Origin of the sequence: Pseudomonas vlassakiae (assembly GCF_014269035.2) — a bacterium.
Taxonomy (GTDB): Bacteria; Pseudomonadota; Gammaproteobacteria; order Pseudomonadales; family Pseudomonadaceae; genus Aquipseudomonas; species Aquipseudomonas vlassakiae.
Map to the genome: position 1 here is coordinate 1 of NZ_JABWRP020000031.1, position 22192 is coordinate 22192.

Genomic DNA, 22192 nt, shown 5'->3' on the forward strand with positions numbered 1-22192 from the left:
AATAAAGTGACCACGACCCAACTTTCTTTGGGAGCGGCCTACGCCATCCTATTTACCGCGATTTTCATCTCACTATCTGTAACTTTCTATTTATCACATCGCGACACCGACCAGATCGAATCTCTGTTACCAAACAGTAAAATCATCAGCGACAACAGAAAGCTATATTCTAAATTTGGCCTGACGGGAAAAATCATTCGATTTGGGGCACTATCGCTCATGTTAGTTTTCCCAGATGCGTATGCACGCCGGGGCCTGATAAACCTTAATGAAGTTGATCAGCTGCCCACCCGAATGAGAAAACGACTATGCAGACTCGTCATCTTCAACCTGGCATTATTTTTAGCATTACTGCTGCTTCACGCATGCCAGCATTTCATTTGAATCTCGCTCTGTCGCGCCGACAGTGACAAATTCAAGCAGTAACCTGTAATGCTCAACGAGGCGAGCATTCCCCCCAACAACCGAATCAGCGGGGCGATCTACACCACCGAACCTCTCACCTACCCCGCTGTCCGACCTAGCACCACCAAGCTGTAAACCACGACCTTCGCAGGTGGGTTTGCCCTCGCGCTTGTGTCATCATGCTCCGACCGCCGGTTAGTCTTTTTAAGCCTCTCTATGAACAGACCCTACGCACTGCTGCTTGCCTTCGCCCTGCTCCAGGGTTGCCAGAGCCTGGCCCCGCAAAAGGCCGAGCCTCCCGCCGCCGAGGCCGAGGCGAAGAAGCCCGTGGTATATGGGTCGTTCACGCAAGACACCCTTTATAGCCTGCTGGTGGCCGAACTTGCCGGGCAGCGCAACCGCTTCGACATCGCCCTGGCCAACTACACCGACCAGGCCGAGAAGACCCAGGACCCGGGCGTTTCCGAGCGCGCCTACCGGATTGCCGAATACCTCGGCGCCGACGAACCGGCGTTGGACAGCGCGCTGATCTGGGCCAAGAACGACCCTGAGAACCTCGACGCCCAGCGCGCCGCCGCCATTCAGCTGGCCCGCGCCGGCCGCTACGACGACTCCATGACCTATATGGAGAAGGTGCTGCAAGGCCAGGGTGACACCCACTTCGACTTCCTCGCCCTGTCCGCCGCCGAAACCGACCAGAGCACCCGCGACGGCCTGATGCAGAGCTTCGACCGCCTGCTGGTCAAATACCCGGACAACAGCCAGTTGGTATTCGGCAAGGCACTGCTGCTGAACCAGGACGGCAAGGCCCAGCAAGCCCTCGACCTGCTCGAAGCGCACCCGTCGCAGAATGGCGAAATCGCCCCGATCCTGTTGCGCGCCCGCCTGCTCCAGGCCCTGGACCGTGGGCCGGAAGCGCTGCCGTTGCTGCGCGGGGCAATCCGTGACAACCCCGATGACAAGCGCCTGCGCCTGACCTATGCGCGCACCTTGGTCGAACAGGACCGCATGGCCGACGCCAAGGCCGAATTCCTCAGCCTGGTTCAGCAGTATCCGGATGACGACGAAGCGCGTTACTCCCTGGCCTTGGTGTGCCTGGAGATGAAGGACTGGGACGAGGCCGAGGTCTACCTGCGCGAGCTGATCGAGCGCGACAGCAACGTCGACGCCGCCCGCCTCAACCTGGGCCGCATCGCCGAAGAGCGCCATGACCCGGCCGGCGCCCTGCGCGAATACGCCCTGGTCGGCAACGGCCCGGATTACCTGCCGGCGCAACTGCGCCAGGCCGACATCCTTATCGCCAACGGCCGCGGCACCGAGGCTTCGCGCCTGCTCGCCGAGGCCCGCGAAGCGCAGCCGGACTACGCGGTGCAGCTGTACCTGATCGAATCGGAAAGCTACAGCAACAACAACAAGGACGCCCAGGCCGACCAGGTGCTGCAGCAAGCCCTCAAGCGCTACCCGGACGACCTCAACCTCCTTTATACCCGCGCCATGCTCGCCGAAAAGCGCAATGACCTGCCGCTGATGGAAAAGGACCTGCGCGCCATCATCGCCCGCGAGCCGGATAACGCCATGGCGCTGAACGCCCTCGGCTACACCCTGGCCGACCGCACCACCCGCTACGACGAAGCGAAGGCACTGATCGACAAGGCCCACCAGCTGACCCCGGACGACCCGGCCGTGCTCGACAGCATGGGCTGGATCAACTATCGCCTGGGCCACCTCGAAGAGGCTGAAAACTACCTGCGCCAGGCCTTTGCCCGCTTCCCCGACCACGAAGTGGCCGCTCACCTGGGCGAAGTCCTGTGGACCAACGGCAAGCGCCGCGAAGCCCGCCAGGTCTGGGCCAAAGGCTTCGAAGCCCAGGCCGACAGCCCCATCCTGCGCAAGACCCTCCTGCGCCTGACCGGATCCGAGACTCTTTAACGCCATGTTTCTGCGCCATTGCATCACCTTCACCCTGATCGCCCTGCTGGCCGGCTGTGCCGGCTTCGGTAGCCGTGAGGCCTTGCAGGGCCACGGCGACCCACAGCAGTGGCGCGCCCATAAAGAGCAGCTGAGCAGCCTTGACGGCTGGCAGATCAACGGCAAGGTCGGCATCCGCGCCCCGCGCGACTCCGGCAGCGGCACGCTGTTCTGGCTGCAGCGCCAGGATTATTACGACATCCGCCTGGCCGGCCCGCTCGGCCGCGGCGCGGCTCGCCTGACTGGCCGCCCGGGTGGCGTGGTGCTGGAAGTGGCCAACCAGGGCCGCTATGAAGCCGGCAGCCCCGAAGCCCTGCTGGAAGAACAACTTGGCTGGCAGCTGCCGGTCTCGCACCTGGTCTGGTGGGTACGCGGCCTACCCGCCCCCGACAGCAAGAGCAAGCTGACCCTGGATGGCGACAGCCGCCTGGCCAGCCTCGACCAGGATGGTTGGCAGGTGCAGTACCTGAGCTATACCGAGCAGAACGGCTACTGGCTGCCGGAACGCATGAAGCTGCATGGCAAAGACCTCGACGTGACCCTGGTGGTCAAGGACTGGCAACCGCGCCAGCTGGGGCACTGATCCATGCACACGCTCACCCTGCCCGCCCCGGCCAAGCTCAACCTGTGGCTGCATATCATCGGTCGCCGCCCCGACGGCTACCACGAGCTGGAAACCGTGTTCCAGTTTCTCGACCATGGCGACGAGCTGAGCTTCGCCCTGCGCGAAGACGGCGTGATCCGCCTGCATACCGAAATCGAAGCCGTGCCCCACGACAGCAACCTGATCGTGCGCGCCGCGCGTAAATTGCAGGAACAGTCCGGCACCCGGCTGGGTGCCGATATCTGGCTGACCAAGGTACTGCCCATGGGCGGCGGTATCGGCGGCGGCAGCTCGGATGCGGCGACCACGCTGCTGGCGCTGGCCCACCTGTGGCAGCTGGACTGGGACGAAGACCGCCTGGCCGCGCTGGGCTTGAGCCTGGGCGCCGATGTGCCGGTGTTCGTCCGGGGCCATGCCGCCTTTGCCCAGGGCGTCGGTGAGCAACTGACCCCGGTCGACCCGGAAGAGCCGTGGTATGTCGTCCTGGTGCCGCAAGTGTCTGTCAGCACAGTAGAAATTTTTTCACATCCACAGTTGACACGTGATTCCCTCCCCCTTAAGATGCGCCCCGTTCCCAAGGGAAACAGTCGAAATGACTGCCAACCGGTGGTAGAGCAGAATTATCCAGAAGTTCGCAACGCGCTGAATTCACTGGGTAAATTCACAGAGGCTCGACTAACCGGCACTGGAAGTTGTGTGTTTGGGGCCTTCCCAAGCAAAGCCGAAGCTGATACAGTTCTGGCCCTTCTTTCAGCGACCCAAACAGGGTTTGTGGCGAAAGGAAGCAATATTTCGATGTTGCATCGCAAGCTGCAAAGTCTGGTCAAGAAGTCGAGCGCATAAGCGTTCGCAGCAACAGATACAGGGGCGTCGCCAAGCGGTAAGGCAGCAGGTTTTGATCCTGCCATGCGTTGGTTCGAATCCAGCCGCCCCTGCCATTTTCCTTATACTCATCCAGGTATACCCTCAGCCTTCAGGTACTGCGCGTGTCCAAGATGATGGTCTTTACGGGGAACGCTAACCCCGATCTGGCTCGGCGTGTCGTACGTCAGCTGCATATCCCTCTCGGTGACGTCTCTGTCGGTAAATTCTCCGACGGTGAGATCAGTACTGAGATCAATGAAAATGTCCGCGGTAAAGACGTCTTCATTATTCAGCCGACCTGTGCCCCGACCAATGATAACCTGATGGAACTGGTAGTGATGGCCGACGCCTTCCGCCGCTCCTCAGCATCCCGAATCACCGCCGTGATTCCCTACTTCGGATATGCCCGCCAGGACCGCCGTCCGCGTTCGGCACGTGTAGCCATCAGCGCCAAAGTCGTTGCTGACATGCTCACTGTCGTGGGTATCGACCGTGTTCTCACCGTCGACCTGCACGCTGACCAGATCCAAGGCTTCTTCGATATCCCGGTCGACAACATCTACGGCTCGCCCGTACTGGTCGACGACATCGAAGACCAGCGTTTCGAGAACCTGATGATCGTTTCCCCGGACATCGGTGGCGTTGTGCGCGCACGCGCCGTTGCCAAGTCCCTGGGCGTCGACCTCGGCATCATCGACAAACGCCGCGAAAAAGCTAACCACTCCGAGGTCATGCACATCATCGGCGACGTCGAAGGGCGCACCTGCATCCTGGTAGACGACATGGTCGACACCGCCGGCACCCTGTGCCACGCGGCCAAAGCCCTGAAAGAGCACGGCGCTGCCAAGGTTTACGCCTACTGCACGCACCCTGTCCTGTCGGGCCGCGCGATCGAGAACATCGAGAAGTCGGTACTGGACGAGCTGGTGGTGACCAACACCGTTCCGCTGTCTGCCGCCGCTCAAGCCTGTGACCGTATCCGCCAGCTGGATATCGCACCGGTTGTCGCTGAAGCGGTCCGCCGCATCAGCAACGAAGAATCGATCAGCGCGATGTTCCGCTAAGCGGAACACGTGTTGATATGAAGCGCCCCGCCCCAGCATTTGTTGGGGCGGGGCTTTTTTGCCATCCCCGTCTGGCGCTGGTCGCAAACGCCATTCGGGAGGCTATTTTGGAGAAGCAAAATGACTGATTTCATCCTGAACGCCCAAGCGCGTACTGACCTGGGGAAAGGTGCGAGCCGCCGCCTGCGTCACTCCGCCAGCATCCCTGCCGTTGTATACGGTGGCGATAAAGAAGCTCAATCCCTGACCATCGTGGCCAAGGAAATCGCCAAGCTGTTCGAAAACGAAGCTGCCTTCAGCCACGTTATCGAACTGAACGTCGACGGCACCAAGCAGAACGTCATCGTCAAGGCCATGCAGCGCCACCCAGCCAAAGGCTTCATCATGCACGCCGACTTCGTTCGCGTCGTTGCTGGCCAGAAGCTGACCGCTGTTGTTCCAGTGCACTTCATCAACGAAGAAGCACCGGTCAAGAAAGGCGGCGAGATCTCGCACGTTGAATCGCAGATCGAAGTTTCCTGCGAAGCCAAAGACCTGCCAGAGTTCATCGAAGTCGACCTGGCTAACGCCGAAATCGGCACCATCATCCACCTGTCGGACCTGAAAGCTCCGAAAGGCGTAGAGTTCGTCGCTCTGGCCCACGGTGATGACAAAGCTGTTGCCAACGTTCACGCTCCGCGCGTTTCCGCCGAAGCTGCTGAAGAAGGCGCTGCCGAGTAATCCACTCGCGCGCCGGTGTTGATCGGGTTACAGTGCGCCCCGCGCCCTCTAACCCACCAACTCCAAGGAAGAGCCCCTGACGTGACCGCCATCCAGTTGATCGTTGGCCTGGGTAACCCCGGCCCCGAATACGAACAGACCCGGCATAACGCAGGGGCTCTTTTCGTTGAACGCATTGCCAGTGCCCAGCGTGTATCGCTGACTGCTGACAAGAAGTATTTCGGCCTGACGGCTAAGTTCAGCCATCAAGGCAACGACGTTCGTTTGTTGATCCCCACCACCTACATGAACCGCAGCGGCCAGGCCGTGGCGGCACTGGCCAATTTCTTCCGCATCAAGCCGGAAGCGATCCTGGTGGCACACGACGAACTCGACCTGCCTCCGGGCGTTGCCAAGCTCAAGCGCGGCGGCGGCCATGGGGGGCACAACGGCCTGCGCGACATCATCGCGCAGCTCGGCAACCAGAACGACTTCCACCGCCTGCGGCTTGGCATTGGCCACCCGGGCGACGCCAAACTGGTCTCCAACTTCGTCCTGGGCCGCGCGCCGCGCGCCGAGCAGGAGAAGCTCGACGCCAGCATCGATTTTGCCCTCGGCGTGCTGCCGGACGTGCTGGCTGGCGACTTCGCCAAGGCCATGCGCGAGCTGCACAGCCAGAAGGCCTGATTTCCTAGAGAGGGGAATACCCATGGGTTTCAATTGCGGCATCGTCGGCCTGCCCAACGTCGGCAAGTCCACCCTGTTCAACGCCCTGACCAAGTCTGGCATCGCGGCGGAGAACTTCCCTTTCTGCACCATCGAGCCGAACAGCGGCATCGTGCCGATGCCCGATGCGCGCCTGGCGGCGCTGGCGGAAATCGTCAAGCCTAACCGCATCCTGCCGACCACCATGGAATTCGTCGACATCGCAGGCCTGGTGGCCGGTGCGTCGAAAGGTGAAGGCCTGGGCAACAAGTTCCTCGCCAACATCCGCGAGACCGACGCCATCGCCCACGTGGTGCGCTGCTTCGAAGACGAGAACGTGATCCACGTTTCCAACAGCGTCGACCCCAAGCGCGACATCGAGATCATTGACCTCGAACTGATCTTCGCCGACCTCGACAGCTGCGAAAAGCAACTGCAGAAGGTTGCCCGCAACGCCAAGGGCGGCGACAAGGATGCGCTGGCGCAAAAGGCGATCCTGGAGAAGCTGATCCCGCACTTCACCGAAGGCAAGCCAGCGCGCAGCCTGATGAAGAACATGGCTGACGACGAGAAGGCCATGATCCGTGGCTTCCACCTGCTGACCAGCAAGCCGGTGATGTACATCGCTAACGTTGCCGAAGACGGCTTCGACAACAACCCGCACCTGGACGTGGTCAAGGCCATCGCCGAGGAAGAAGGCGCGGTCGTGGTGCCGGTGTGCAACAAGATCGAAGCAGAAATCGCCGAGCTGGAAGACGGTGAAGAGAAAGACATGTTCCTCGAGGCCCTGGGCCTGGAAGAGCCTGGCCTGAACCGCGTGATCCGCGCCGGTTACGAACTGCTCAACCTGCAGACCTACTTCACTGCCGGCGTGCAGGAAGTGCGCGCCTGGACCGTACGCGTCGGCGCCACCGCCCCGCAGGCCGCTGGCGTGATCCACACCGACTTCGAAAAAGGCTTCATCCGCGCCGAAGTGGTGGCCTATGACGACTTCATCCAGTTCAAGGGTGAAAGCGGTGCCAAGGAAGCCGGTAAATGGCGCCTGGAAGGCAAGGACTACATCGTCAAGGACGGTGATGTGATGCACTTCCGCTTTAACGTCTAAGCAGCAGCCTGCAGCACTGACAAACCCCTTGAGGCCCATGGCTTCAAGGGGTTTTGTTTTGTGGGGCACACATGCCATTCGACAGCGTCCGGCATTAATGCCACGTGATCTCTCCCGCCTCCCGGGTCAGTACCAATTCAGCCAACGCCCTCCCCATCTGCACGTTATGCACACTGTTGACCAGCATACCGATACCCGGCTCGCCGGCATTGCCGCAGATGTATTCGTCGAGGGTGTCTTCAATCCCGCGCAGCAACTGGATGACATAGAGCAATGCCTCGGGTGAGGGCATGTCTTTGTTGATGGTGTAGAACGAGTGGGAGGCAACTTTAGCGGGTGGATCGGGAACAAGCTTCTTCATCATGATTTCTCCGAGTTCAGTGTACGGAGCTATCACCCACTTCCTCTCACAGAATCAGGGTGGCAGCCGAACGCGGGGTGAGAGACCGGCGAACATCGGAATTCCGGCCAGGCCGAAGCCTGCCCACGAACGGCTGCCATGACACTGGCACGATGCGCTGCCGGGCTCTCACACCCGGTCGTCAAACCGCGACGACCCGGGGAAATTAGCCCTGATCCTCTGCATCCACAACAGAGAAACGGCAGCGGCGTGCGTAGGATAATTCCCAAGCTATCTTGAACTGAAGCATTTGGTTTCAGGTTCGGAATTGTCTTACTTCTGAGGGATTGCCGGGGCTGCTTTGCAGCCCTTTCGCGACACAAGGCCGCTCCCACAAGTACAGCGCTATCTTGAGATTTTCGCAGTACTTGTGGGAGCGGCCTTGTGTCGCGAAAGGGCCGCACAGCGGCCCCAGATTTCTGCATCTAAGCTGAGTTTCAGAAGGGCACCCAAGCGGTTCATGCGCCCTCCTCCAAGGAGCCTTTTCCATGCATGACACGCCGCCCCCTCCGTACTTCGCCTGGCAACGCTGGCTCCCAGGCCTGGCCACCCTGCTGCACTACCAACCCGCCTGGCTGCCCAAGGACATCGCCGCCGGCCTGGTGCTCACCACCATGCTGGTGCCGGTCGGCATCGCCTACGCCGAGGCCTCCGGAGTACCGGGCATCTACGGCCTGTACGCCACCATCATCCCGCTGCTGGCCTATGCCTTGTTCGGCCCCAGCCGCATCCTGGTGCTCGGCCCGGACTCGGCACTGGCCGCGCCGATCCTGGCAGTGGTGGTGCAATACGCCGCCAGCGACCCACAGCGCGCCATTGCCATCGCCAGCCTGATGGCCCTGGTGGCCGGCGCCTTCTGCGTGATCGCCGGGCTGCTGCGCCTGGGCTTCATCACCGAGCTGCTGTCCAAGCCGATCCGCTATGGCTACATGAACGGCATCGCGCTCACCGTGCTGATCAGCCAGTTGCCCAAGCTGTTCGGCATCAAAGTTGACAGCCAGGGGCCGCTGCGCGACGTCTGGAACCTGATCCAGGCGCTGTTGGCAGGTAATGGGCACTGGCCAAGCTTCATCGTTGGGGCCGGCAGCCTGGTGTTGATCCTGCTACTCAAACCCTTCAAGCGCATCCCGGGCATCCTGATCGCCGTGGTGCTGGCAACCCTCGCCGTGAGCCTGTTCAACCTCGATCAGATGGGCGTCAAGGTGCTCGGCCAGTTACCCCAGGGCCTGCCGAGCTTGGTCTTCCCGTGGGTCAGCGACATCGACCTGGTCGAAGTGGTGCTGGGCGGGATTGCCGTGGCCCTGGTGTCGTTTGCCGACACCAGCGTACTCTCACGCTCCTATGCCGCGCGGCTGAAAACCCCGGTCAACCCGAACCAGGAAATGTTCGGCCTGGGTGTGGCCAACCTGGCCTCCGGCCTGTTCCAGGGCATCCCCATCAGCAGCAGCTCGTCACGTACACCGGTGGCCGAAGCGGCTGGCTCAAAAACCCAATTGACCGGCATCATTGGCGCGCTGGCGGTGACCGTGTTGCTGCTGGTCGCGCCCAACCTTATGCAATACCTGCCCAACAGCGCCTTGGCCGCCGTGGTGATCGCCGCGGCTTTAGGGCTGTTCGAGTTCGCCGACCTCAAGCGTATCTTCCACATGCAGCAATGGGAGTTCTGGCTGTCGTTCACCTGCTTCGTCGGCGTCGCGGTGTTCGGTGCCATCCCGGGTATCTGCATTGCCGTGGCGATATCGGTGATCGAATTCTTGTGGGACGGCTGGCGGCCGCATTACGCGGTGCTCGGGCGAGTCGATGGCACCCGTGGCTACCATGACGTGAAGCGTTATCCACAGGCCCGGCGGATTCCGGGGCTGGTGCTGCTGCGCTGGGATGCGCCGCTGTTCTTTGCCAACGCCGAACAGTTCCAGAACACGGTGCTGGCGGCGGTGGATGAATCACCGACCCCGGTGCAGCGGCTGGTGATTGCAGCGGAGCCGGTGACCAGCATCGATATCACCTCGGCGGACATGCTTGCCGAACTGGATCGGGCGCTGGAGGCCCGGGGGGTAGAGCTGCAGTTTGCCGAGATGAAAGACCCGGTGAAGGACAAGATGAAGCGCTTCGAGTTGTTCGAGCATATGGGCGAGAAGGCATTTCACCCCACTGTCGGGGCTGCGGTGGATGCCTATCTGGCGGATACCGGAATTGACTGGAAGCCTTAGGTCGCCCGAACCCGGCGCCGGTCGATCCAGATCAACATGGCACTGGCATACAAAGAAACCGCAAAAAACAGCGCCATGCGCACGGCAAAGGCCTTGTACACATCCTGCCCGCCGGCACTGTCCTGCACCGACTGCCCGAGCAGGATCAGCAGGGTGGTCAGGCAACTCACCCAATAGGCCGGGCTCTGCTTCGTGTCCACCGAGCGGTAGAGCCTGCGCGCCTGCCAGAGCACCACCAGCAGCACCCACAGGAAGAACATCCACAGGTGAGCGAACAGGCTCAACGCGCCCCACACCAGCATTGCCAGTACCCCAGCCAGCAAGGTCGAGCCGATCAGCTCGCGGCTGGCATGCCGCGCCCGCGTCTCCCCCGCCTGCTGCCCCAGGCTCACCGCCTTCATGATCAGCGGCATGAACTGGTCCGGGGCGATCAGCGCCAGCAGAAACGCCGGCATCACGATAAGCGTGGCGCGCAGGGCAACCCAGCCGACATCCGCGCTGTCCAGCAAGGGCGGCGACGGCTGCGCAGGCGCGCCGGCCGGTTCGGGAAACAGCACATGGGCCAACGCGCTCCCCAGCACGGCCAAGAGCATGCCCTTGGACAAGGCTTCGACCACCGACAGCGCCAGGGTGAAATCGCTGGTGCCGGCCGCCGCGATCATGGTCAGGCCAATCACCAGCAGATTGGCCAGCAGGCCATTGCCGCCCTTGAGCGCATAGCGCAAGACCAGGAACACGCCCACGCCGACCAGCAGCACCCCGCTCACCGGAGCATGGCGCAGCAGCGGAATCAGCAACAGGCCGCTGCCGCAACTGAGCAATACCAGGATCGCCAGTGCCGGCGCCGCCTTGATCGGCAGCGGCTCGCTGCGCATGGCCAGCAACAGCACCGCGAACACCGGGGCCAGGATCGGCACCGGCAAGCCCAGGCCAAAGCTGGTCGCCAGGCACAGCGCCACGCCCCAGGCCAGGCGCAGCGCGCGCAGGCGGCGCAGCTCAATAGGCATACGACAGCCAGCTCATCAGCCACATGAACACGCGACCCAGCAGGTTCAACGGGTTGCCTTCGCTGGGCAGGGCCATGACTTCGGCCTGGCCGCCCACACGCAATCCGGACTTGTCTTTGAGCTGATCACGGTCGAGTTCGACGATCACCGGGAAGCGCTGCGCCGACCGCAGCCAGTCGCGGCTGTTCTGCACGGTTGGCAAGGTCCCAGGGGGCGCAGGCTGGCCGACGCTCACGCCATAGCCGATGCTGCGGATCTGCCCCTTCAGCACGGTGCCGGGCAAGGCATCGAGCACCACCAGCACCGGCGCGCCGGGGCGCAGGCGGCCGAGGTTGTTCTCGGTCATGTCGGCACTGATCCACACGTCGTGGATGGCGATCAGGGTCATCATCGGGCTGCCGGCACCTACGTAGTGGCCCACGTCGGTGCGCAGGTCGGTAATCAAGCCGTTGGCGTCGGCGCGCACCACGGTGCGGGCCAGGTCCAGGCGCGCCTTTTCCACGTTGGCCGCGGCGCTGCGCAGTTGAGCGTTATCGGCGTCGGCCCCGCCCTGCTGCTCACGGGCCCGTTCGACCTCGGCGCGGGCGGCTGCCACCTGGCTGACGGCCTGGTCCCGGGTGGCCTGCGCCCCTTCGAGGCGGCGCACCGATACCGTGCCCGGGTCTTCATCGATCAAGCGCTTGAGCCGCTCGGCATCCTGGCGCGCCTTGCGTTCGTTGGCCTGGGCCGCTACCAGCGCGGCCTGGGCCGAGTCGATGCCGGCGGTACTGGCGCCGATCTGCCGGCGCACGGTGTCCAGGTCGGCTTCGGCGCGGGCCAGGGCGATGCGGTACTGTTCCTGGTCGAGTTCGAACAGCACATCGCCCTGGCGCACTTCCTGATTGTTGCCCACCGCCACGCGCTTGATCTGCCCGGCCACTTCGGCGGCCACCGGTACCACGTAGGCCTGCAGCCGGGCTTGTTGGGTGTAGGGCGTGAAACGGTCGGCCAGCAGGTACCAGACCAGGCTGACAGCGATCAGGATCAACACCCAGCGCATGCCGCGATCGGGGGCTGGCGGCTTCTGCGCAGCATCACTCATTTCGGTTCACCTTGTGCGGGGTCGGTGGGGGCCGGATCGTCGAGCAGGTCGCCCCAATCGGTACGGTTTTGCATCTTCTGGCGGGTGCCAGGGTCGATCGGTTTGCGGTTGTTGTCCCAGCCGCCGCCCAGCGCCTTGTACAAGCTCACCAGGCTGCTCACCGCATTGCCCCGGCTGACCAGGTAGCCGTCCTGCTGCTGCAACAGCAGCTGCTGGGCGTCGAGCACGCGCTGGAAGTCGGCAAAGCCTTCCTGGTACTGCGAACTGGCCAGGGCCAGCGAACGCTGGGCGGCCTGCGAGGCATCCTGGCGAATGCTGGCGCTTTGCAGCGAGCGCACCAGGCCGCTGGCAGCATCGTCGGCCTCGTGCGCCGCTTCGCGCACGCTCTGGTGATACAACTCGATCAATTGCTGCAGGCGAGCGTCTTCGACCCGCACGGCATTCTTGCGCCGGCCATAGTCGAACGGGTTCCAGATCAGGCTCGGCCCCGCCGCCAGGTCGAAGGTGTTGGGCAGGTGGCTGGTCGACAGGAAGGTCCAGCCAATGCTGCCCAGCAGGCTCAGCTGTGGATAAAGGTCTGCTTCGGCCACGCCCACCAGCGCCGATTGCGCCGCCACTGCCTGTTCAGCGACGCGGATGTCCGGGCGCCGCTGCAGCAGGCTGGCCGGCACGTCCTGCAGCACCGCGCGGTCCGGCAGCGGCAACTGCCCGTGGCGCGCCTGCAGCTCGGGCAGCGGGCCCGGTGGCCGGCCGAGCAGCGAACAGAGCACGTTGCGCAAGGCGTTGAGCTGGTTCTCGAACTCGGGAATGGTGGCCAGGGTCGCCAGGTACTGGGTACGCGCCTGCTGCCAGTCGAGTTCGTCGTTCTCGCCGTGGCGGAACAGCCGCTCGGTGATCTGCAGGCTGCGTTCCTGGCGCTTGGCGTTTTCCTGAGCAATATCCAGCCGCGCCTCGGCGGTACGCAGGGCAAAGTAGGTATCGGCCACCTGCGCACGCATCAGCAGCATGGCATCGGCGTAGTTGGCCTGGGAGGCGAAGTAGACCGCATCGGCACTCTCGATGGCGCGGCTGAAACGGCCCCAGAAGTCGATCTCCCAGCCGATGTCGAAGCCCACGCTGGACTGCCAGAACACCGAGTCACGGGCGGTGGAGGTGCCGGACTGGTCTTGCTTCAGGTACAGGCTCTGCGCGTTCAATTGCTGCAGCTGTGGATAACGCCCGGTCTGCACGATGGCCAGCTGCGCCCGCGCCTCGGCAATGCGCAAGCCAGCCACCCGCAGGTTGGTGTTGTTGGCGTCGGCTTCGGCGATCAGCCCTTCGAGTGTCGGGTCGCCGAACACCCGCCACCACTGTTGCAGGTCCGGTGCTGGCGCAAAGCGCCCGGCCTGCTCCAGCAGGGGCGTGTTCCAGCTGTCCAGCCATGGGTCCTGGGGCTTTTCGAAGTCCGGGCCGACCTGGGTACAGCCAGCCAGAATCATCAGCAGCCCCAAGCCATAGCAGCGGTTGGGCATGGCTCAGTCCGCAGGCGGGGTCGGTTGCTCCGGCACCTGCAGCGCAACCCATTGCCAGAACAGCACATAGGTCACGCCGAGGATCACCGGGCCGATGAACAGGCCGATGATGCCCTTGACCACCATGCCGCCCAGGGCACCGATCAGCACCACCGGCATCGGCACGTCGACACCGCGCCCGAGCAGCAACGGTTTGAGCACGTTATCGGCAAGCCCGGCGACGAAGGTGTAGACGGCGAAGATGAGGGTCGCCAAGGTGAAGCCCTCGGCATTGAACACGTACAGGATCACCGGCACGGTGATCAAGGTCGCCGGCGCCTGGGCAATCCCCAGCATGAGGATGACGATGGCCAGCATGCCGGCGCCAGGTACCCCCTTGACGACGAAACCAACGCCGATCAGCAGCATCTGGATGAAGGCAATACCGATCACACCCTGGGCCACTGCACGGATGGTGGCGGTGCACAGCTTGGCCAGCGGTTTGCCGCGGTCCTCGCCGGACACGCGCATGGCGATACGCTGCGCGGCAATCTCGCCGCGTTCACCAAAGGCCATGATGATGCCTGAGACGACGATCGCTGCAACAAACATCAGGAACGCACCACCGGCACTGGCCGCTGCGCCCAGCACTGCGCGCCCGGCGTCCTTGAGCTGTGGCATCCACTGGTTGAGCACATGGGCCATGTTTTCCGAGGCCGCAAGCCACACCGCATGCACTTTCGGTCCGATCAGCGGCCAGTTCGCCACCGACTCCGGCGGCGGCGGCACGCTCCAGGCGCCGCTCTTGAGTACTGTCACCAGGTTGTCGACCGATTCGCCAATGGACATCACCACCAGATAGATCGGCACGATCAGCACCACCAGCACCAGCAGCACCACCAAGGTCGCCGCATAGCCCTGCTTCAGGCCGGTCCGCCTGTGAATGCGGCAATGCAACGGATACAGGGTCACCGCGAGGATGACCGCCCACAGCATCAGCTCCAGGAACGGCTGGAAAACCTGGAAGGAGAACATCACCAGGGCGGCCACCAGGCCCGCCTTGATCAGCACGTCGAGCAGGCCCCTCGACAGGGCGCTGTCCAGCTTCAGACTCGGCTGCATGTTTCACCTCCGAACAGTAGGTGCGCCCGCGAGGCGCGATTCAGTGGCCCGTCTCGCCGACCGGGCCGTCCCCGTCGGGCAACCGCCGCGCCAGGGCCATCATCACCAGGGGCACTACCGCCATCGACAGCGTGATGGCAAGCACCAGCAAGTCGTGTACCTGTTGTGTCAGTACTTGATGCTCCAGCGCCAGCTTGAACACCACGAAGGCAAACTCACCGCCAGACGCCAGCACGATCGCCAGGCACAACGCCTCGGCGCGGCTGAGGCCGCCCGCCGTTTGCCCGAGGGCGAGCAGCACGGGCAACTTGATCGCCACCAGCAGCAATGTCAGCCCCAGGACGATCAGGGGCATGCCGAACAGCAGGCGCAAGTCGGCGCTCATGCCGACGCCGACGAAGAACAGCCCCAGCAGCAGGCCCTTGAGCGGCTCGATCTGGGTTTCCAATTCGTGGCGAAAGGGCGACTCGGCCATGATCACGCCGGCCAGGAAAGCCCCCAGGGCCATGGAGACCCCTACGTGCTCCATCAACCAGGCCGTGCCCAGCACCACCAGCAACGCGGTGGCGGTAGACAGTTCGGGCAAGCCGGAACCGACCGTCCATCTGAAGACGGGGGTCAACAGATAGCGGCCGAAGACGATGAGCACGCCAATGCCTGCCGCCACGGCCAGCAGCGGCCAGGAACCTTCGTCGGCAGTGCTGACATCACCACCGAGCAAAGGCACCACGGCAATCAGGGGAATGGCGGCGATGTCCTGGAACAGCAGGATCGCGACGGCCAGGCGACCGTGCGGCTTGCCCAGGTCCTTGCGCTCGGCCAGCACCTGCAGGCCAAACGCCGTCGATGACAGCGCCAGCCCCAGACCGAGCACGATCGCAGCCGCTTTCGATTGCGCAAACAGGAAGTACGCCAGCAGGCCAAGGGCTACTGCTGTCAGCCCTACTTGCAACGAGCCGACACCGAACAACGCCTTACGCATGGTCCACAGGCGGCGCGGCGACAGCTCCAGACCGATCACGAACAGCAGCATCACCACACCCATCTCCGACAGGCGGGCAACGTTGTCGGGGTTGCCCAGCAGGCCCAGCACCGACGGCCCGATCAGAATGCCAGCCAGCAGATAGCCGGGCACCGCCCCCATCTTCAAACGCTGCGCCAGTGGTACCAGAAGCACCACCGCCAGAAGAAACACTACCGTTGCCTGCAGCAGGCTGCCGTCATGTGGCATGGTTGCGCCCCTTTCTAACTCCTGCGGGAGGGATCAGAAACGTTCTTCCACCACTTTGAAGGGATAGGGCACGGCCTTGTATTTGCCGATCTTGCCGCGCTTGGGCAGCTTCACCACCTCATCGCGGGTGATGTCCTTGTAGGGGATGCGCGAGAGCAGGTGGCTGATGATGTTCAGCCGGGCGCGCCGCTTGTCGTTGGAGTGCGCCATGAACCACGGCGCCCAGGATGAATCGGAAGCCGCGAACATGTCGTCGCGTGCGCGGGTGTAGTCGTCCCAGCGGGTGTACGACTTGAGGTCCATGGGCGACAGCTTCCACAGCTTGCGCCCGTCATTGATACGGTCCTGCAGGCGCCGGGTCTGCTCCTCGGCGCTGACTTCGAGCCAGTACTTGATGAGGATGATCCCCGATTCGACCATCATCTTCTCGAACAGCGGCACCACGGTGAGGAACTTGGTGCTCTGCTCTTCGCTGCAGAACCCCATCACCCGTTCGACTCCGGCGCGGTTGTACCAGCTGCGGTCGAAAATCACCACCTCACCGGCGGCCGGCAGGTGGCGCAGGTAGCGCTGCACGTACATCTGGGTCTTTTCCCGCTCGGTCGGTGCCGGCAACGCCACCACGCGGAACACCCGTGGACTCACCCGCTCGGTGATGGCCTTGATGGTACCGCCCTTGCCAGCACCGTCACGGCCCTCGAATATGACACAGACCTTCAGGCCCTTGGCCACCACCCACTCCTGCAGTTTCACCAGCTCCACGTGCAGTTTCTTGAGTTCCTGCTCATAGGCCTTGCCGCCCAGTTTTTCTGGCTGCTCTTTCGTATCTTTCTTCCTGGACGGCTTGGCCATGGCGCTCTCCTGAGGGCGAATGAAGAGTCAGTATGGTCGATTCATGACATTTTGCCGTTTCGCTTGTTAGGCAATTCGCCGCAGCCTGACAGCCCTTATTTCGCCAGCTTGTTGTAGCTGGTCATCAGGTTGCGATAGTCCGGGATGTGGTTGGAGAACAGCGTGCCCAGGCCTTCGATATCGTTGCGCCAGTCACGGTGCAGCTCGCAGGCGACGCCGAACCAGGTCATCAGCTGGGCACCGGCTGCCTCCATGCGCCGCCAGGCCGAATCACGGGTCAGCTCGTTGAAGGTACCGGAAGCATCGGTGACCACGAACACCTCGAAGCCCTCCTCCAGCGCCGACAATGCCGGAAAGGCAACGCAGACCTCGGTGACCACCCCGGCGATCAGCAGCTGCTTCTTGCCCGTGGCTTTCACGGCTTTGACGAAGTCTTCGTTGTCCCAGGCGTTGATGTTGCCCGGGCGAGCGATGTAAGGGGCGTCGGGGAATTGCTCTTTGAGTTCGGGCACCAGCGGGCCGTTGGGGCCGGTTTCGAAGCTGGTGGTGAGAATGGTCGGCAGCTTGAAGTACTTGGCCAGGTCAGCAAGGGCCAGCACGTTGTTCTTGAAGCGGTCGGGGTCGATGTCGCGCACCAGTGAAAGCAGGCCGGCCTGGTGATCGACCAGCAGGACGGCGGCGTTGTTCTTGTCCAGACGCTTGTATTGGAAGGCCATGACAGAACTCCTTGCAACGTAGGTTGGGAATTTCAGCGTAGGCAAGGATGGGCTGCCGGAGGGACCGTCAGTCGGTTCGCTGGGGGACTACTTGATCGGTCACTTGATCGGTGGACATCACTTCACAAATTCCTGAACTAATTATTTCTCCGCCGCGATTTTTCCCCTCGCCCGCCCCCACCAGAATCGCTTCACCACAATCACAATAACCGTGAGGCCACTCCCGTGGACCAGACACTCCAGGTACGGCAAGCTGCCGCCGACCTCGTCGCGGCCTTCGCCAGCAACGACACCGCCCGCTACTTCGCCTGTTTCAGCGAAGACGCCACCTTCCTCTTCCACACCTTGCCGCAACCGCTGCTGTCACGCCGTGCCTATGAAGACCTCTGGGCCCAGTGGCAGGCCGAGGGTTTTGCCGTGCTCGGCTGTGAGTCGAGCAACGTGCAGGTGAGCCTGCAGGGCGACGTGGCAATCTTCATGCATGACGTGGCCACGCACATCCGTCTTGCCGGTGAAGAGCACCAGCTGGCCGAGCGCGAGACCATCGTCTTCCGCCGTCACGGCGAGCAATGGCTGGCGTGCCACGAACACCTGTCGGTCGTGACCGCCGCCTGATCCGAACTTACGCGGCCTTGCCGCACTGCCATCGCACCCACAAGAGGGCCCGCGCACCGCGACGGGCCTACAACAACCGCGCTGGAGCATCACCATGAGCCACTCGACCGGTATCGAGACCAACGGCGTCGAGCAGATCCCCGACGATCAACGCGACGCCTCCCCGCTGGACCTGTTCCGCCTGATCTTCGGCGGTGCCAATACCTTCGCGACTGCCGTACTGGGCAGCTTCCCGGTGCTGTTCGGGCTATCGTTCCAGGCCGGCGTCTGGGCGATCCTGCTCGGCGTCGGCGTCGGTGCGCTGATCCTCGCGCCGATGGGCCTGTTCGGTGCCCTCAACGGCACCAACAACGCGGTGTCGTCGGGCGCGCACTTTGGCGTGCACGGGCGCATCGTCGGCTCGTTCCTGTCACTGCTCACCGCCGTGGCGTTCTTTTCGCTGTCGGTGTGGAGCTCGGGTGATGCCTTGGTTGGCGGCGCCAAACGCCTGGCCGGGCTGCCGGAGACCGACCTGACCCTGGGCCTGGCCTATGGCCTGTTCGCGGTGCTGGTGCTGGTGGTGTGCATCTTTGGCTTCCGCTTCATGCTGTGGGTCAACAAGATTGCCGTGTGGGCTTCGAGCCTGCTGTTCCTGCTGGGCATCTTCGCCTTCGCCGGGCCGTTCGACGCGGGCTTCGCCGGTAGCGTCAGCCTCAGCCAGCCGGGCTTTTGGGCGGCATTCGTCGGCGCGGCGATCCTGGCCATGAGCAACCCGGTGTCGTTCGGTGCCTTCCTCGGTGACTGGTCGCGCTACATCCCGCGGCAGACGCCAAAGTCACGCATCATGCTGGCCGTTATCGCCGCCCAGGTGGCCACGCTGATCCCGTTCCTGTTCGGCCTGTGCACCGCCACCCTGGTGGCCACCCAGGCGCCTGACTACATCGCCGCCAACAACTACGTCGGCGGCCTGCTGGCCGTGGCGCCGAGCTGGTTCTTCCTGCCGGTGTGCCTGATTGCGGTGATCGGCGGCATGTCCACCGGCACCACCGCGCTATATGGCACCGGCCTGGACATGTCCAGCGTGTTCCCACGCCTGCTCAGCCGCGCCGGTGCCACCTTGTTGATTGGCGTACTGGCCATCGCGTTCATCTTCATCGGCCGCTTCACGTTCAACCTGGTGCAAAGCGTGTCGACCTTCGCCGTGCTGATCATCACCTGCACTAGCCCCTGGATGGTGATCATGATCCTCGGCCTGATCACCCGCCGCGGCTTCTACCACGCAGACGACCTGCAGGTGTTCACCCGCGGCCAGCGTGGCGGCCACTACTGGTTCCTGCATGGCTGGAACTGGCGCGGCATGGGCGCCTGGATCCCCAGCGCGGTGGTCGGCCTGTGCTTCGTCAACTTGCCAGGGCAGTTCGTCGGCCCGCTCGGCGACCTGGCCGGTGGTATCGACCTGAGCCTGCCGGTCACCCTGGGCCTGGCCGGCGTGCTGTACCTGCTGCTGCTCAACCTGTTCCCTGAACCTGCTGGCGTGTATGGCCCCAACGGCCCGCGCTGGGTGCGCTGCAAAAGCGCCCCGCACACGCCGGTGACCACCGCCGAAATGGCCTGACTGGATACCGACCATGACCACTTCCCACTACATTGCCGGCCGCTGGGTCGAAGGCCACGGCAGCGACTGCATCAGCGTCAGCGAGCCTGCGCTGGGCTTGCCCTTCGCCGAACTGATGGCCGCCAGCGTGGCCCAGGTCGACCAGGCCGTGGCCGCCGCCCGTGACGCCCTGCCTGCCTGGAAAAAGGTCAGCGCCAGCACGCGTGCGGCCTTCCTGCGCGGCTTTGCCGAACAGCTCGGCGAGCGCCGCGAAGCACTGATCACCTTGCAGATGCGCAACAACGGCAAGCCGCGGCACGAGGCCGAGATCGACCTGGATGATGCGATCGCCACCTTCGCCTACTATGCCGAGTTGGCCGAACAACTGCCCTCGAAGAACCGTGACGTGCCATTGGCGGCAGCGGGCTACACCGCCCGCACCCGCCTGGAGCCGGTGGGCGTGGTCGGCCTGATCGTACCGTGGAACTTCCCGCTGGTGACCAGCGCCTGGAAGCTCGCCCCGGCCCTGGCAGCCGGTTGCACCGTGGTGCTCAAGCCGTCGGAAGTCACCCCGCTGATCGAGCAGACCTACGGCCAGATCGCCGACGCCCTGGGCCTGCCAGCCGGTGTGCTGAACATCGTCAACGGCAAGGCCGAGACCGGCGCTGCGCTGAGCAGCCACAACGGCCTCGACAAGCTGTCGTTCACCGGCAGCAACAGCGTCGGCAGCCAGGTGATGCGCAGCGCTTCGGCACAGTGCCGGCCAGTGACCCTGGAGCTCGGTGGCAAGTCGGCAATCGTGGTGTTCGACGATTGCGACCCGGACCAGGCGGTGGAATGGATTGTTGCCGGTATCACCTGGAACGCCGGGCAGATGTGCTCGGCCACCTCGCGCCTGCTGGTGCAGGACGGCATTGCCGACACATTGCTGCCGCGCCTGCAAGCTGCATTGCAAAAACTGCGAGTCGGTAACCCGCTGACCGAAGAAGTCGACATGGGGCCGCTGACCAGCCAGGCGCAGTGGCTGAAGGTTGCCAGCTACTTCGCGACAGCACGCGAAGAGGGCCTGCAGTGCCTGGCCGGTGGGCAGGCGCTGGACCGTGAGGGCTGGTTCGTGAGCCCGACGCTGTACACCGATGTGCCGAAGGACAGCCGCCTGTGGAGCGAGGAGATCTTTGGCCCGGTGCTGTGCGCGCGTCGTTTTGCCACTGAAGCGCAGGCCATTGCCGAGGCCAACGACAGCCGCTTCGGGCTGGTCGCCACGGTCTGCTCCGCCGACCTGGAACGCGCCGAGCGCGTGGCCGATGCGCTGGAAGTCGGGCATGTGTGGATCAACTCGGTGCAGGCGGTGTTCGTCGAGACGTCTTGGGGCGGCACCAAGGGCAGCGGCATTGGGCGGGAGCTGGGGCCTTGGGGGTTGTCGGGGTACCAGTCGGTGAAGCATGTGACTCGGTGTTTGGGGTGATGGCCGGCAGGTGCTTGCCACAAGATTTTCAGCGCCTGTGAGATCGAGCGCCGCGCGGGCGGCGCTCGATCTCATAGGCGCTGAACTTCTCATGGCGAACACATGGCGGCCCTCCCCCAATCCCCAGCCATACATCCCCAAGCATTCCCCTCGTAAGAAAATTCCCAACCTGAAACCAAATGCTTCAAGAGCAACCTGCTTGGGAATTATCCTACGCACTGCGCTGCCGTTTCTCTGTTGTCGATGTTAAGCATCAGGGCTAATTTCCCCGTGTCGCCACAAACAGGCGATTGGGTGTGAGAGCCCAGCTTGATTAGAGAATCAGTGCTGCTATGGCGGCTGTACGCGGGCAGGCTTTTAGCCTGGCCGGGTTTTGCTGACTCTACCGGACTCTCACCCCGCGTACGGCTGCCACCCTCATTCCGTGAGAGGAATGTTGGCGGTGGCTCTTTCGAGACGAATAGAGAGAGTCATGCAATGAAAAAAGTAGTCCCCGATCCACCCGCCAAAACCTCTCCCCGCGCGTTCTACACAATCAACAACGACATGCCCTCGCCCGAGGCCCTATTGTACGTTTCCCAATTGCTGCGCGGCATCGAAGACACACTGGACGAATACATCTGCGGCAATGCCGGCGAGCCTGGCATCGGGATGTTGGTCAACACCGTGCACAACGTGCAGATGGCCAGGGCGTTGAATGAGCTAGTCCTATTGCGGGATGTAGGGGAAATCACCTGGCATTGAAGCTGCCCGCCACAACATCTTTGTCGCTTATGAGATCGAGCGCCGCCCGCGCGGCGCATCGCGGATAAATCCGCTCCTACATCTGTTTCGGGCCAATCTTTCCTGTGAAGCCAACAGGGACCGCCTTGTTGGCATGGCGATGCATCTCGGTGGGCGCTGATGCTGCTCCACCTGTCTTCAGTCATGCACCAAGGCGGGCAGCCTGACTGGCACAGGACAGACTGGCCCGAAACAGATGTAGGAGCGGATTTATCCGCGATGCGCCGCGCGGG

21 protein-coding genes and 1 tRNA gene are annotated in these 22192 nt (G+C 63.2%); 14 read left to right on the forward strand and 8 right to left on the reverse strand.

Annotation, left to right across the window (positions count from 1 at the left end):
* From HU738_RS24905 to ychF, 9 genes are all read left to right on the forward strand, one after another.
* The coding region (locus HU738_RS24905) for a hypothetical protein (protein ID WP_217871513.1) at window positions 1-384 on the forward strand (384 nt) is incomplete at its 5' end.
* 237 nt (window positions 385-621) lie between these two features.
* Entirely contained in the window at window positions 622-2334 is a 1713-nt protein-coding gene (locus HU738_RS24910) for a tetratricopeptide repeat protein (RefSeq protein WP_186604741.1), read from the forward strand.
* 4 nt (window positions 2335-2338) lie between these two features.
* Window positions 2339-2956, forward strand: coding sequence for a lipoprotein insertase outer membrane protein LolB (lolB, locus tag HU738_RS24915; RefSeq protein WP_054887459.1), 618 nt, complete (start codon window positions 2339-2341; stop codon window positions 2954-2956).
* Between the two features lie 3 nt (window positions 2957-2959).
* The gene (gene ispE, locus HU738_RS24920) at window positions 2960-3820 is read left to right on the forward strand and encodes a 4-(cytidine 5'-diphospho)-2-C-methyl-D-erythritol kinase (protein ID WP_186604743.1); all 861 of its coding nucleotides are present in this window, start codon (window positions 2960-2962) and stop codon (window positions 3818-3820) included.
* A gap of 20 nt (window positions 3821-3840) precedes the next feature.
* Window positions 3841-3915: transfer RNA gene (locus tag HU738_RS24925), tRNA-Gln, on the forward strand.
* 48 nt (window positions 3916-3963) lie between these two features.
* On the forward strand, window positions 3964-4905 hold the full coding sequence (locus HU738_RS24930) for a ribose-phosphate pyrophosphokinase (protein ID WP_003247410.1): 942 nt from the start codon (window positions 3964-3966) through the stop codon (window positions 4903-4905).
* Window positions 4906-5025: 120 nt separating this feature from the next.
* The gene (locus HU738_RS24935) at window positions 5026-5625 is read left to right on the forward strand and encodes a 50S ribosomal protein L25/general stress protein Ctc (RefSeq protein ID WP_054887457.1); all 600 of its coding nucleotides are present in this window, start codon (window positions 5026-5028) and stop codon (window positions 5623-5625) included.
* Window positions 5626-5706: 81 nt separating this feature from the next.
* Window positions 5707-6291 (forward strand): aminoacyl-tRNA hydrolase, encoded by a 585-nt coding sequence (gene pth, locus HU738_RS24940; protein WP_009686183.1) that lies wholly within the window; start codon window positions 5707-5709, stop codon window positions 6289-6291.
* A 22-nt stretch (window positions 6292-6313) separates the two neighbouring features.
* Window positions 6314-7414, forward strand: a complete 1101-nt coding sequence (ychF, locus tag HU738_RS24945; RefSeq protein ID WP_186604745.1) for a redox-regulated ATPase YchF — start codon at window positions 6314-6316, stop codon at window positions 7412-7414.
* A 94-nt stretch (window positions 7415-7508) separates the two neighbouring features.
* Here ychF and HU738_RS24950 read toward each other — a convergent pair whose 3' ends face one another.
* On the reverse strand, window positions 7509-7778 hold the full coding sequence (locus tag HU738_RS24950; protein WP_225923532.1) for a hypothetical protein: 270 nt from the start codon (window positions 7776-7778) through the stop codon (window positions 7509-7511).
* Between the two features lie 524 nt (window positions 7779-8302).
* On the opposite strand from HU738_RS24950, the gene HU738_RS24955 reads away from it, so the two are divergent.
* Window positions 8303-10024: a SulP family inorganic anion transporter gene (locus tag HU738_RS24955; RefSeq protein ID WP_186604747.1), complete on the forward strand. Its 1722-nt coding sequence runs from the start codon at window positions 8303-8305 to the stop codon at window positions 10022-10024.
* Here the strand turns inward: HU738_RS24955 and HU738_RS24960 are convergent.
* From HU738_RS24960 to ycaC, 7 genes are all read right to left on the reverse strand, one after another.
* A complete protein-coding gene (locus tag HU738_RS24960; protein WP_186604749.1) occupies window positions 10021-11031 on the reverse strand; it encodes a DUF2955 domain-containing protein in 1011 nt (336 codons plus the stop codon). The two genes, HU738_RS24955 and HU738_RS24960, sit on opposite strands and share 4 nt — an antisense overlap.
* On the reverse strand, window positions 11021-12112 hold the full coding sequence (locus HU738_RS24965; RefSeq protein WP_176506883.1) for an HlyD family secretion protein: 1092 nt from the start codon (window positions 12110-12112) through the stop codon (window positions 11021-11023). Before HU738_RS24965 ends, HU738_RS24960 begins: the two co-directional genes overlap by 11 nt.
* Window positions 12109-13623: an efflux transporter outer membrane subunit gene (locus tag HU738_RS24970; RefSeq protein WP_186604751.1), complete on the reverse strand. Its 1515-nt coding sequence runs from the start codon at window positions 13621-13623 to the stop codon at window positions 12109-12111. Before HU738_RS24970 ends, HU738_RS24965 begins: the two co-directional genes overlap by 4 nt.
* Window positions 13624-13626: 3 nt before the next feature.
* Complete coding sequence (locus tag HU738_RS24975) at window positions 13627-14724, reverse strand: AI-2E family transporter (RefSeq protein WP_186604753.1); 1098 nt, start codon at window positions 14722-14724, stop codon at window positions 13627-13629.
* A gap of 40 nt (window positions 14725-14764) precedes the next feature.
* Window positions 14765-15955: a monovalent cation:proton antiporter-2 (CPA2) family protein gene (locus tag HU738_RS24980; protein WP_186604755.1), complete on the reverse strand. Its 1191-nt coding sequence runs from the start codon at window positions 15953-15955 to the stop codon at window positions 14765-14767.
* A 33-nt stretch (window positions 15956-15988) separates the two neighbouring features.
* The gene (ppk2, locus tag HU738_RS24985; protein ID WP_186604757.1) at window positions 15989-16807 is read right to left on the reverse strand and encodes a polyphosphate kinase 2; all 819 of its coding nucleotides are present in this window, start codon (window positions 16805-16807) and stop codon (window positions 15989-15991) included.
* Between the two features lie 95 nt (window positions 16808-16902).
* Entirely contained in the window at window positions 16903-17523 is a 621-nt protein-coding gene (gene ycaC, locus HU738_RS24990) for an isochorismate family cysteine hydrolase YcaC (protein WP_186604759.1), read from the reverse strand.
* Window positions 17524-17748: 225 nt separating this feature from the next.
* Here ycaC and HU738_RS24995 point away from each other — a divergent pair, with 225 nt between their 5' ends.
* The 4 genes from HU738_RS24995 (at window position 17749) to HU738_RS25010 (ending at window position 21920) form a co-directional block, all read left to right on the forward strand.
* On the forward strand, window positions 17749-18138 hold the full coding sequence (locus tag HU738_RS24995; protein WP_186604761.1) for a YybH family protein: 390 nt from the start codon (window positions 17749-17751) through the stop codon (window positions 18136-18138).
* Window positions 18139-18232: 94 nt separating this feature from the next.
* A complete protein-coding gene (locus HU738_RS25000) occupies window positions 18233-19732 on the forward strand; it encodes a purine-cytosine permease family protein (RefSeq protein WP_176506890.1) in 1500 nt (499 codons plus the stop codon).
* A gap of 13 nt (window positions 19733-19745) precedes the next feature.
* The gene (locus HU738_RS25005; protein ID WP_186604763.1) at window positions 19746-21176 is read left to right on the forward strand and encodes an aldehyde dehydrogenase family protein; all 1431 of its coding nucleotides are present in this window, start codon (window positions 19746-19748) and stop codon (window positions 21174-21176) included.
* A 477-nt stretch (window positions 21177-21653) separates the two neighbouring features.
* The gene (locus tag HU738_RS25010) at window positions 21654-21920 is read left to right on the forward strand and encodes a hypothetical protein (RefSeq protein ID WP_186604765.1); all 267 of its coding nucleotides are present in this window, start codon (window positions 21654-21656) and stop codon (window positions 21918-21920) included.
* Window positions 21921-22192: the final 272 nt, after the last annotated feature.

Coding starts and splice junctions, on each gene's coding strand:
- HU738_RS24910 (WP_186604741.1), top strand. CDS start 622: ATGAACAGACCCTACGCACTGCTGCTTGCCTTCGCCCTGCTCCAGGGT.
- lolB (WP_054887459.1), top strand. CDS start 2,339: ATGTTTCTGCGCCATTGCATCACCTTCACCCTGATCGCCCTGCTGGCC.
- ispE (WP_186604743.1), top strand. CDS start 2,960: ATGCACACGCTCACCCTGCCCGCCCCGGCCAAGCTCAACCTGTGGCTG.
- HU738_RS24935 (WP_054887457.1), top strand. CDS start 5,026: ATGACTGATTTCATCCTGAACGCCCAAGCGCGTACTGACCTGGGGAAA.
- ychF (WP_186604745.1), top strand. CDS start 6,314: ATGGGTTTCAATTGCGGCATCGTCGGCCTGCCCAACGTCGGCAAGTCC.
- HU738_RS24950 (WP_225923532.1), bottom strand. CDS start 7,778: ATGATGAAGAAGCTTGTTCCCGATCCACCCGCTAAAGTTGCCTCCCAC.
- HU738_RS24955 (WP_186604747.1), top strand. CDS start 8,303: ATGCATGACACGCCGCCCCCTCCGTACTTCGCCTGGCAACGCTGGCTC.
- HU738_RS24960 (WP_186604749.1), bottom strand. CDS start 11,031: ATGCCTATTGAGCTGCGCCGCCTGCGCGCGCTGCGCCTGGCCTGGGGC.
- HU738_RS24965 (WP_176506883.1), bottom strand. CDS start 12,112: ATGAGTGATGCTGCGCAGAAGCCGCCAGCCCCCGATCGCGGCATGCGC.
- HU738_RS24970 (WP_186604751.1), bottom strand. CDS start 13,623: ATGCCCAACCGCTGCTATGGCTTGGGGCTGCTGATGATTCTGGCTGGC.
- HU738_RS24975 (WP_186604753.1), bottom strand. CDS start 14,724: ATGCAGCCGAGTCTGAAGCTGGACAGCGCCCTGTCGAGGGGCCTGCTC.
- HU738_RS24980 (WP_186604755.1), bottom strand. CDS start 15,955: ATGCCACATGACGGCAGCCTGCTGCAGGCAACGGTAGTGTTTCTTCTG.
- ppk2 (WP_186604757.1), bottom strand. CDS start 16,807: ATGGCCAAGCCGTCCAGGAAGAAAGATACGAAAGAGCAGCCAGAAAAA.
- ycaC (WP_186604759.1), bottom strand. CDS start 17,523: ATGGCCTTCCAATACAAGCGTCTGGACAAGAACAACGCCGCCGTCCTG.
- HU738_RS25000 (WP_176506890.1), top strand. CDS start 18,233: ATGAGCCACTCGACCGGTATCGAGACCAACGGCGTCGAGCAGATCCCC.
- HU738_RS25005 (WP_186604763.1), top strand. CDS start 19,746: ATGACCACTTCCCACTACATTGCCGGCCGCTGGGTCGAAGGCCACGGC.
- HU738_RS25010 (WP_186604765.1), top strand. CDS start 21,654: ATGAAAAAAGTAGTCCCCGATCCACCCGCCAAAACCTCTCCCCGCGCG.